This window comes from Winslowiella toletana (genome assembly GCF_032164335.1).
Lineage (GTDB): Bacteria > Pseudomonadota > Gammaproteobacteria > Enterobacterales > Enterobacteriaceae > Erwinia > Erwinia toletana_A.
The window spans coordinates 711,741-722,923 of record NZ_CP134152.1 but is presented as its reverse complement, the minus strand read 5'-3'; the positions used below and the strand labels follow the sequence as shown (position 1 = coordinate 722,923).

At 51.7% G+C, this 11,183-nt stretch carries 11 protein-coding genes; 3 read left to right on the top strand and 8 right to left on the bottom strand.

Annotation, left to right across the window (positions count from 1 at the left end; translation table 11 throughout):
• Positions 1-67 precede the first annotated feature (67 nt).
• Positions 68-439 carry a helix-turn-helix domain-containing protein gene (locus tag RIN69_RS03385; RefSeq protein WP_313855563.1) on the top strand — a complete coding sequence of 124 codons (372 nt, stop codon included), beginning with the start codon at positions 68-70 and terminating at the stop codon, positions 437-439.
• Positions 440-527: 88 nt separating this feature from the next.
• Complete coding sequence (locus RIN69_RS03380; protein ID WP_313855561.1) at positions 528-782, top strand: YdgH/BhsA/McbA family protein; 255 nt, start codon at positions 528-530, stop codon at positions 780-782.
• A gap of 98 nt (positions 783-880) precedes the next feature.
• On the opposite strand, the gene RIN69_RS03375 is transcribed toward RIN69_RS03380, so the two are convergent.
• From RIN69_RS03375 to serB, 5 genes are all read right to left on the bottom strand, one after another.
• Positions 881-2,311, bottom strand: coding sequence for a heavy metal sensor histidine kinase (locus RIN69_RS03375; protein ID WP_313855559.1), 1,431 nt, complete (start codon positions 2,309-2,311; stop codon positions 881-883).
• Positions 2,308-3,015, bottom strand: coding sequence for a heavy metal response regulator transcription factor (locus RIN69_RS03370; protein WP_313855558.1), 708 nt, complete (start codon positions 3,013-3,015; stop codon positions 2,308-2,310). The genes RIN69_RS03375 and RIN69_RS03370 overlap by 4 nt, the downstream gene beginning before the upstream one ends.
• A 122-nt stretch (positions 3,016-3,137) precedes the next feature.
• The gene (gene nadR, locus RIN69_RS03365; RefSeq protein ID WP_313855556.1) at positions 3,138-4,367 is read right to left on the bottom strand and encodes a multifunctional transcriptional regulator/nicotinamide-nucleotide adenylyltransferase/ribosylnicotinamide kinase NadR; all 1,230 of its coding nucleotides are present in this window, start codon (positions 4,365-4,367) and stop codon (positions 3,138-3,140) included.
• A gap of 69 nt (positions 4,368-4,436) precedes the next feature.
• Positions 4,437-5,819 carry a DNA repair protein RadA gene (gene radA, locus RIN69_RS03360; RefSeq protein WP_313855554.1) on the bottom strand — a complete coding sequence of 461 codons (1,383 nt, stop codon included), beginning with the start codon at positions 5,817-5,819 and terminating at the stop codon, positions 4,437-4,439.
• A gap of 14 nt (positions 5,820-5,833) precedes the next feature.
• A complete protein-coding gene (gene serB, locus RIN69_RS03355; protein ID WP_313855553.1) occupies positions 5,834-6,811 on the bottom strand; it encodes a phosphoserine phosphatase in 978 nt (325 codons plus the stop codon).
• 153 nt (positions 6,812-6,964) lie between these two features.
• Between serB and RIN69_RS03350 the strand changes: the two genes are divergently transcribed.
• Complete coding sequence (locus RIN69_RS03350) at positions 6,965-7,636, top strand: YtjB family periplasmic protein (RefSeq protein WP_313855551.1); 672 nt, start codon at positions 6,965-6,967, stop codon at positions 7,634-7,636.
• Positions 7,637-7,725: 89 nt separating this feature from the next.
• Here RIN69_RS03350 and deoD read toward each other — a convergent pair whose 3' ends face one another.
• From deoD to deoA, 3 genes are all read right to left on the bottom strand, one after another.
• Positions 7,726-8,445, bottom strand: coding sequence for a purine-nucleoside phosphorylase (gene deoD / locus RIN69_RS03345; protein WP_052902444.1), 720 nt, complete (start codon positions 8,443-8,445; stop codon positions 7,726-7,728).
• Between the two features lie 69 nt (positions 8,446-8,514).
• Complete coding sequence (deoB, locus tag RIN69_RS03340; protein WP_313855549.1) at positions 8,515-9,738, bottom strand: phosphopentomutase; 1,224 nt, start codon at positions 9,736-9,738, stop codon at positions 8,515-8,517.
• Between the two features lie 62 nt (positions 9,739-9,800).
• Positions 9,801-11,123, bottom strand: coding sequence for a thymidine phosphorylase (gene deoA, locus RIN69_RS03335; RefSeq protein ID WP_313855547.1), 1,323 nt, complete (start codon positions 11,121-11,123; stop codon positions 9,801-9,803).
• Between the last annotated feature and the right edge of the window lie 60 nt (positions 11,124-11,183).

Here is an 11,183-nt window from a genome sequence, read left to right as displayed (position 1 = left end):
CAGATTGACACACAGCCGCTGATTAATTCAGTTAATTACCAACAGGATATTAATACAGGAGTTGTCAATGGACAGACATCATGAAACAGTCGCTCACTTGTTAATCTGGATAGAAGAAAACATCCGTTACCCAATAAAAATAACTGACGTAGTTAAAAAATCAGGCTATTCAAAATGGTATCTACAAAAGTTATTTCGCAAGATAACCAATGAAAATCTGGCAAGTTACATCAGAAACAGAAAGTTAGAATTGGCAGCACGGGATCTCCATGAAACGGATTATAGCATTAGCTATATTTGTTATAGTTATGGCTTTGAGTCGCAGCAGGCATTTTCACGCGTCTTTTCCAGGCGATTCAGGCAACCGCCGTTGAAATATCGTCAAAGTAAAAGAAATGTAAGCACCGCTCATTCTGTCAGCTTTGTCATCCCAGGGTAATTTTGATGACAGCTTCAATTGATACAGTAAAGCGATGAAACGCAATCAATAAATTTACAATGACAATATTAAATAAAGAGGAAAAGAGATGAAAATTAAGTCCATCGCCGCGCTCGCTGTTATTTCACTGTTTGCGACTAAAAATGTTATCGCAGCAGATCTTATTTCGTCTGATTACGGTAAAGAAAAAATAGGTGTCATTAGCGTTAGCGGCATGTCAACACCGTCAGAAGTATCAGGAAAGCTCAGAGAAAAGGCTGTTGAAGCCGGTGCAACCGCCTATAAAATTATTGCTACCGGAGGCAACAACAGGCAGTTTGGTGTTGCAGTTATCTATCGCTAAACAACGCTATTCCCGCTCACATATCTTCAATCGATAATGAGATTGCCTGTCTTTGATGGATTATTCTTCCCCATCAGGACAGGCAACGAAAACAATGATCACAACGCCTCAACTGAAACACGACTGGCAGATAAAATCGCCCTGTTACTGGCTATATCCGGGGCATTTATCCTCAAGGTGAAGCCAAAGGTATTTACGCCATTTTCACTGCGGGCAAAAGCTTCTCCGCCATGCATCAGGGCAACAGCCTTGACGATAGCCAGCCCTAATCCATGGTGAACACTGCTCAGATTACGCGCCTCATCGACACGATAGAAGCGCTCAAACAGTCGGCTTAAATGCTGAGGTTCAATCGGCTCCCCCACATTTGATACCGCAATATAAGTAAAATTTCCTTGTTGTGACAATGCAACCCCGACTGAGCTACCTGCTAGCGCATAACGCGCGCTATTTTCCAGCAAATTAGCCAGTGCCCGATGAAAGAGTCTTTTATCAATCATTACCTGAACATCCCCAATCACATCGATATTGATATTTTTCTCGAGGAAAGAGGGTTCGACATATTCGCAGGTTTTGCGTGTTTCTTCACGCAGTGAGACCTGACTGAGCTCAACCGCATGCTGACCAGCCTGAGCGTGTGAAAGGAACAGCATATCATTCACAATCGATGCCATACGCCCCAGCTCTTCCAGATTCGATTCAAGCAGTTCGCCAAGCTCGTCAGAGGCTCCCGGACGCGACAAGCCGAGTTGAGTTTGACCGATCAGATTAGTAAGAGGGGTTCTGAGTTCGTGCGCAACATTAGCATTAAAGCTTTCAAGCTGTTTCCAGGCGACTTCCTGACGCTCAAGGACACCATTAAAAGAGACCGCTAATGAATACAGTTCATCCGGCAAGGTATCACAATCAAGACGCTGGAACTGTTTGCCCGGTGCAAGGCAATTTGCCTGTTCGCTCAGTTTTCTTACCGGACGTAATCCATAACGTGCGAGAAAATAACTTAACATCACCACCAGAATCAGCCCTGCAAGTGAAATAAACACCAGAGAACGGGTGAATTCGTTAAGAGTTGCATAATAAGGTTTGGATTTAATCGCGACAATAAATTTTACTTCTGGTCTTTCCCCCAGAGGTTTGAGGGTCTCAACCAGAATATACAGCGGGTAGGATTCATTCTGATGATGAACAGTTGAAAACCCTTCGGGCAAGCCATCATAGTTTATTTTATCGGCTACTTCACCGCCCAAATTAAATTTTCTGTCTTTGCTGAGAACAAGATAGTCAACCTTCCTTCCTTCATGCTCGGTTAACGTCGCTATCTTATCTTTGACATTCGACCAGTGACTGGCACTTCCCTGGGTAGAAATATATTTTGCCATTAGCGAGTGACGGAAGATAAGTTCTTTCTGCATCAGGTTTTCCAGCGATGAGAATAACGATGTTCTCAAAAAGCAATTGGAAATCAACATAATAACAATCAGCAGTGTGGCAAACAGGCAGGTCAGCCGAAGGGAAATAGAGGTTTTCATGGCGCATACTCCCGATGAGTAATGCGCGAAGTGCGCGTTTCCAACACATATCCCATGCCGCGCGCAGTGTGAATAAGTTTATCCTCATAGGGTACGTCAATTTTATTACGTAACCTCTTAATGGCAACTTCAACCACATTTGCATCACTGTCGAAATTCATATCCCAGACTTCTTCAGCGATCATCATCTTCGACAGAATTTTTCCCTGATGCCTGGCCAGAAGACTTAATAATGAAAACTCTTTTGCCGTCAGATCAATGCGGATGCCAGCGCGAAAAACTTTCCGCGCAATAAGATCGATTTGCAGATCGTCAATGCACAGATGCTGAGGATCGCTGGCATCGGACATTTTTCGCCGCAGCAAAACCTGAATACGTGCCACCAGCTCAATCAATGAGAACGGTTTAGCCAGATAATCATCCGCTCCGGATCGCAGCCCTCGCACTCTTTCATCAACCGAACTTCTTGCTGATAACATCAAAACAGCCGTTTGTTTCACTGCCCTGATCTTTTCCAGCACGGCATAGCCATCGAGGCCTGGTAACATTACATCGAGGATGATCACGTCATAATCATGTTGCAGAGCCAGGAATAATCCTTCATTGCCATCTTCCGCAACATCAACAGAATAGCTCTGTTCAACCAGCGCACGGCGAATATAGGATGAGGTTTTTTGCTCGTCTTCCACTAACAGTAAACGCATAAGTTCGACTCTCCGTAGTCTTTAAGAACAGAACAATTTTACCTGTCTATTCTGTCAACTTACTTACGTCAAACTTGCAAATTTGTCAGCAAACCACGGTATAACCGGTTAGGGAATTCGCCTCAGCGATTCCCTAACATCTCCTTGACTAATTCGACGCAGCGCAGAAAACGACTGTCGTAATCATCCTCTTCAACATGCACAAATGGAACCTGGTTATCGTTAAGCATGGTGATAAGCAGATCCTGAAACTCCTTACGATCCACCGAGCTGCCGAGACTACGCAGACCGTCTGCCACCCATGGCACGTTATTCTCCACCAGGATCACCAGGTCAAAGCGGTACTCATCAATCAGCGCCTGCACAAACGGATGCTCACGCCCTTCATACTTTTTACAAAATGCCTGAGTAGTGACAAAATCGGTATCGATAAACGCCACTTTATTGGCATATTTAACTGCAAAATCAATATATTGTGCCTGACCCAGCGCAATTTTGTCGTAGTCCGAATATTGCAACGCCATCTCATCACCACCGAGATGCGAGAAGACGTAATCGCGACCAAACTCCCACGCACTGGTAGTATTAAAGATATTCGCCAGCTTATTAACCAGCGTCGATTTCCCGCTCGATTCGCCACCGAGAATCGCCACGGTGCGCACGAAGAACGGTTTCACTTCCGTCGGAATGTAGTCCCAGTAGCGGAAAGGATCCTGGCGAATCTGCGCACCGCTAATGTTCATAAACGATCGTTTTGGATCGATCAGCACCGATTCAATACCCAGATGCTCAGAATATTGTGCTGCGTCCTGCTCTTCGCTGGTATAAACGCGGTTTGGCTCAATACCCTGCTTCGCCATAAACGCCGTGATGCCCTGGCTCCAGACATCCCAGCCGTGCGGATAAGGCTCCATTCCCTCTTCGTTAAACGAGTGAATGCGAATATTTTTCTGATATTTAAATGTTTGCAGCAGCCAGCGCAGGCGGTCACTGATGGTCGGCTGTTGTGACATGGCACTGTTTTCAAACAGCATCTTATCGCGCGGTTCGTCATATCCCATAATGATATGCAGCTCATCCACCTGGCTACAGGCGCGCTGAATCAGATAGATATGACCGGTGTGTAACGGATAAAATTTACCGAACAGCACACCGACGGTTTTTTCACGACGCGGAAACTCCAGCCCCAAATAACGATGCAGCGCCTCCAGCTTTTGCGCGCTGGGGCTTTTGATTTTGGCATTCAGTAACTGACTGAGATAGCCTTTGGTCATGCCGCTGGCGTCCGCCACCTGTTGCAGAGTGTGGCCCTGCTGGCGAATAGCCGTTTTCAGATAATCAAATGACGACATGAACTGCCTCCTGCATATCAATCCGGAATACACTGACCACCTGACGCCGGGAATGCCCGGCGCAGGAAATTATAAATCTTCGAGAATCGCCAGCGCGTCAGCCAGTTTCTTAACACCAAATACCTGCATATTTTCCGGCGGTTTTTTCGGCACGTTAGCGGCCGGAACAATGGCGCGGCGGAACCCATGCTTGGCGGCTTCAGAAATACGCTCCTGACCGCTTGGCACCGGACGGATCTCTCCGGCAAGGCCGACTTCACCGAATACCACCAGATCCTGCGGCAACGGGCGGTCGCGCAGACTGGAGACCATAGACAACATCAGCGCCAAATCGGCACTGGTTTCCGTCACCTTGACGCCACCCACCACATTGACGAACACATCCTGATCGGCCATTTGCAGGCCACCATGCCGATGCAGTACCGCCAGCAAAATCGCCAGGCGGTTCTGCTCCAGCCCCACCGCGACACGACGCGGATTGCCCATCATCGAATGATCAACCAGCGCCTGGATCTCAACCAACAGCGGGCGTGTCCCTTCCCACAGCACCATTACCGAACTGCCTGAGGTCACTTCATCACCGCGCGACAGGAAGATTGCCGAAGGATTGCTGACTTCACGCAGCCCCTGCTCAGTCATGGCAAACACCCCCAGCTCATTCACCGCACCAAAGCGGTTTTTATGGCTGCGCAGCGTGCGGTAGCGAGAATCGGCATCGCCATCCAGCAGTACCGAACAGTCGATACAGTGTTCCAACACTTTTGGACCGGCCAGCGAGCCGTCTTTGGTGACATGGCCCACCATTACTATCGCCACACCGCGCGTTTTGGCGAAGCGGGTCAGGTAAGCGGCGGTCTCACGCACCTGCGCGACGCTGCCAGGCGACGACTGAATATCCGCCATATGCATCACCTGGATTGAGTCAATCACCATTAGCTTCGGCTGTTCCTGCTCGGCGATCAGACAGATCTGCTCGATGCTGGTTTCCGACAGCATATTGAGATTTTCGGTGGGCAGGCCTAATCGATGCGCACGCATCGCCACCTGTTGTAGCGACTCTTCACCCGTGACGTACAGGGTTTTCATTCCTTCCGACAGCTTACACAACGTTTGCAGCAGCAGAGTACTTTTTCCTGCGCCGGGGTTACCGCCAATCAGGATAGCACTGCCAGGCACCACGCCGCCGCCGAGCACGCGGTCAAACTCTTTAAAGCCGGTGGTAAAACGCGGCAGAGCTTCAAGGCTGATCTCAGAAAGTTTCTGCACCCGGCTGGTGCCGGCGCTACCGGCGTATCCCGACAGACGCTCGTTACGCGCCACCGTGGGTGAAGCGGCAAGGCGCACTTCAGTAATGGTATTCCAGGCTTGGCAGGCGCTACATTGCCCCTGCCAGCGCGGATAGTCTGCGCCACATTCGTTGCAAACGAAGGCGCGTTTTACCGCTTTTGCCAAATTTTATCCTTAGATTAACGCTCTTCGTGAATCAGGCTGCCGCTGAGAATACAGAACACGCCCATCAAATCCGCATGGCGGATTGTCACTTCGGTTTTTTCATTTACGGTCGGTTTGGCGTGATACGCAATGCCAAGCGCGGATGCAGCGATCATCGGCAGATCGTTCGCTCCGTCGCCGATCGCCACGGTTTGATCTTCTGCGATAGCAAACTTCTTCGCCAGCTCCAGCAGCGTTTTCGCTTTATATTGCGCATCAACGATCTGGCCGATCACTTCACCGGTCAGCTTGCCATCACAGATCTCCAGCTCGTTGGCCGCCACCGCCGCCAAATGCAGCTTGTCACGCAGATATTCTGCATAGTAGGTAAAACCACCGGACGCGATAGCGACCTGCCAGCCAAGAGCCTGTAGCTTCTGTACCAGCGTGGTTAAGCCTGGCATTAATGGCAGCTCATCGCGAACCTGTTTGAGAATATTGGCGTCGGCGTCTTTCAGCGTGGCAACACGCTGACGCAGGCTGGCCGCAAAATCGAGTTCACCGCGCATTGCCCGCTCGGTCACTTCCGCGACCTGCTCACCGCAGCCTGCCAGTTTAGCGATTTCGTCGATGCACTCAATCTGGATAGCCGTCGAGTCCATATCCATCACCAGCAGACCCGGGGTTTTCAGATGAGGTATTTTGCCCAGCGGCGCCACATCCAGCCCGACGTCATGCGCCAGTTTGGTCGCGCGCGGCGTCAGCGACCCGGCCAGACGAATCACCTGATAATCATCCACGCACCAGGCGCTGACGATCACCATCGCAGCACCCAGCTGGTGCTGATACTGGGTCAGACGAGCTTTATCGAGCTGACGCCCGTAAAGCAACCAACCGGTACGCCCGGCACGATAATCCAGCGGCATCACTTCGTCGCCGCTAAGAGAAAGAGGTAAACCTGGCCAGAGAGAGACATCGGAAGGCAGGTCACACCAGGTCAGACGATTTGGCATTACAGCTCCTGTAGGGGACATATCAGGCTGCGTAAGGTTTCGCTACGCAACCTAAACAAAACCACGCAAGAGGCTACCTTGTATGCCGCGCTTCTGGCAACATAAACTGTCGAAAACAGCGTCTTCGCTGTTCACAAAATTCAAAGGTTAGAGATGGCTAAAGCTAAACTGAAATTTCGCCTGCATCGTACCGTGATTGTACTGATCTGCCTGACGCTACTGGTCGTACTGATGCAGGGCGCATCGTGGTTCAGCCTCGGCCATCAGATGGCGCGATCCGGCCAGGTAGAAGAGCTGGCGCGCACCCTGACAAAACAGGTGGCTTTTAGCCTGACGCCGCTGATGGAAAACAGCGAGGATAATCGCCAGCAGATTCAGGCGCTGCTCGGCCAGATGACCGATCGCAGCCGGATTCTGGATGCCTCGGTGTATAACGATGATGGCACTCTGCTGGCGCGTAGCGGCGAAAACATTAATGTGCGCGACCGTCTGGCGCTTGACGGAAAGCGCGCCGGTAGCTATTTCAATCATCAAATTGTGCAGCCGCTGGCAAGCAACGGCAGCCCGCTGGGATTCTTGCGCGTCACGCTGGATACCCACGTACTGGTGACCGAGGCCAAACAGGTCGACAACACCACCAATATTCTGCGCCTGATGATGCTGCTGGCGCTGGCGATTGGCATCATTCTGACGCGTACTCTGCTGCGTGATCGCCGCACACGCTGGCAGCAATCACCGTTCCTGCTGACCGCCAGCACTCCGGTTAAAGAGGACGATGAAGAAGAAGCTGACGCTGGCGAAACGGTAAAAGAAGAGAAAGCCTGATTACGAGGGAGTAAGTGATTAGGTAATGTTGCAGAATAACTGCCGGTTACTGGGGCGGTGAGAATACCGCCCCCGGGTTCAGCAGAGATTTACTCTTTGTCACCCAACAGCACGGATTCCAGCGCGATTTTAATCATATCGTTAAACGTCGTCTGACGTTCAGCCGCGGTGGTCTGCTCATGGGTACGGATATGGTCAGACACGGTACAGATGGTCAGCGCTTTAGCACCAAACTCAGCCGCCACACCGTAAATGCCCGCCGCTTCCATTTCCACACCGAGGATGCCGTATTTCTCCATCACGTCGAACATCTGCGGATCTGGCGTATAGAACAGATCAGCAGAGAAGATGTTGCCAACGCGCGCATCAACACCGAGTTGTTTAGCTGCGTCTACGGCGTTACGCACCATGTCAAAATCAGCAATCGCCGCGAAATCGTGATCTTTAAAACGCAGACGGTTAACTTTGGAATCGGTGCAGGCACCCATACCAATCACCACGTCACGCAGTTTCACATCCGCACGAACCGCACCGCATGAACCGACACGAATGATTTTCTTCACGCCAAAATCGGTGATCAGCTCTTTGGTGTAAATCGAGCAGGACGGAATGCCCATGCCGTGGCCCATTACGGAGATTTTACGGCCTTTATAAGTACCGGTGTAACCAAGCATGCCACGCACGTTATTCACTTCAACCGCGTCGTCGAGGAAGGTTTCAGCAATATGCTTAGCACGCAGCGGGTCGCCCGGCATCAGAACCACGTCAGCGAAATCACCCATCTCGGCGTTAATATGAGGCGTTGCCATTTAGTATTCCTTAATTAGTCAGTGTGGGGCCAGCAAGCGCGGCCCCGAAGTGGTTGCATTGTGCTGCAATCACAGCATATTTTTGCCGTAATCCATATCGGACAGGCCAAAGTATTTCGCCACGGTCTGGCCGATATCGGCGAAAGTTTCACGGTATCCCAGCGAGCCTGGCTTCACATTCGGGCCGTAGATCATAATCGGAATGTGCTCACGCGTATGATCGGTACCTGGCCAGGTTGGGTCACAACCGTGGTCGGCGGTGAGGATCAGAATATCGCCCTCTTTAACCAGTGCCATCAGCTCCGGCAGACGACGGTCAAACAACTCCAGTCCGCCGGCATAACCCGCTACGTCGCGACGGTGGCCCCAGGCCGAGTCGAAGTCAACGAAGTTGGTAAAGACGATGGCGTTATCCGGCGCGGATGCCATCTCTTTAATCGTGGCATCAAACAGCGCATCAAGACCGGTGGCTTTGACCTTTTTGGTGATACCAACATGGGCATAGATATCGGCAATTTTACCCACCGAAATCACTTCACCGCCCTGCTCATCCACCAGCTTTTTCAGCATGGTTGGCGCTGGCGGCTCTACCGCCAGATCGTGACGGTTACCGGTACGCTCGAACTGACCGGCTTTATCACCCACAAACGGACGCGCAATCACGCGGCCGATGTTATAGCCGCCTTCGGTCAGCTCTTCACGAGCGATTTCGCACAGCTCATACAGACGGTCGAGGCCGAACGTCTCTTCATGACAGGCAATCTGGAACACCGAGTCAGCAGAAGTATAGAAAATCGGCTTGCCGGTTTTCATATGCTCTTCACCCAGCTCATCAAGCACTACGGTGCCGGAAGAGTGGCAGTTACCGAGGTAGCCCGGTAAATTGGCGCGCTCTACCAGCTTGTCCAGCAGTTCCTGCGGAAAGCTGTTCTGCTTGTCACTGAAGTAGCCCCAGTCAAACAGCACCGGTACACCGGCGATTTCCCAGTGGCCCGACGGCGTATCTTTACCAGACGACAGCTCGCTGGCGTAGGCGTAAGCACCAATAATTTCGGCGTTAGGATCCAAGCCCGGCGGGAAAGTGCCCGTGGATTCTTCCGCGGCTTTGCCGAGGCCCAGTGCGGTCAGATTTGGCAGATGCAGTGGCCCTTTACGCCCATGATCCGCTTCACCTTTAAAGCACGCCTCAGCAATGTGGCCCAGGGTATCCGAGCCTTTATCGCCGAACTTGTCGGCGTCTTTGCTGGCACCGATTCCGAAGGAATCAAGCACCATGATAAATGCACGTTTCATCCTGCTCTCCTGCGTATCAACGCGATGAGGATTAAAAAATAGCGATCAGAATAGTATGACGCTTATTCAGTAATTCTGCGATAGATAACTGGTGTAGATTGCGGCGCACTATCGCTGACTGCGATCGCCGATTTCAGCGCCAGGGCAGCTTCCTGCCAGCTGGCCTCGCTGGAGGCGTGAATAATTGCCAGCGGACGCTGCGCATCAATCTGTTCACCGAGCTGTGCCATATCGCTCAGTCCAACGCTGTAATCAATGCTGTCGCTGGCGCGGCGACGGCCACCGCCCATCGATACCACCGCCATACCCAACGCGCGGGTGTCCATGGCGCTGACGATGCCGGAGCGATCGGCATAGACCGCTTTGCTCAGCATCGGCGCTGGCAGATAGCGGTCGAGATTATCAATAAAGTCAGTCGGGCCGTTTTGCGCCGCCACCATGCGCGCAAAGATCTCTGCGGCTTTGCCGTTATCCAGCACCGCTTGCAGTTTAGCGCGGGCATCTTTTTCATCGACGGCCAGTGAACCCGAGATCAGCATTTCGGCGCTCAGCGCCATCGTCACTTCATACAGACGTGGATTACGGTAAGCTCCGGTCAGGAACTGCACCGCTTCACGCACTTCCAGCGCGTTACCGGCGCTGGATGCCAGCACCTGGTTCATATCGGTCAGCAGCGCGGTGGTTTTACAGCCTGCGCCATTCGCCACGCCAACAATCGCCTGCGCCAGCAGCTCAGATTGCTCGAAGGTCGGCATAAAAGCACCGGAACCCACTTTGACGTCCATTACCAGCGCATCGAGACCTTCGGCCAGCTTCTTCGCAAGGATTGACGCGGTAATCAGCGGAATCGAGTCAACGGTAGCGGTGATGTCACGCGTCGCGTAGAAGCGCTTGTCAGCCGGTGCCAGCGAGTTAGTCTGGCCAATAATCGCCACACCGACATCCTTGATGATGCGGCGGAATGTCTCATCATCCGGGAAAATATTAAAACCAGGAATCGCTTCCAGTTTATCCAGCGTACCGCCGGTATGGCCCAGCCCACGGCCAGAGATCATTGGCACATAGCCGCCGCAGGCGGCAACCATGGGACCCAGCATCAGCGAGGTCACATCACCGACACCACCGGTCGAATGTTTATCGACGATCGGGCCATTGAGATTCAGCGATTGCCAGTTCAGCACCGTACCCGAATCACGCATCGCCATGGTCAGCGCCACACGTTCAGGCAGGGACATATCGTGGAAGTAAATGGTCATCGCCAGTGCAGCGATCTGCCCTTCAGAAACGGTGTTATCACGTACGCCATTAATAAAAAAGCGGATCTCATCTTCGTTCAGTGGCTGGCCATCGCGTTTTTTGCGGATAATTTCTTGCGGCAAAAACAAGGTAAACCCCCTGTTTAAAAAGGTAAGTGGGCGAGAAGTCTCTCGCCCGGATTATCTCGG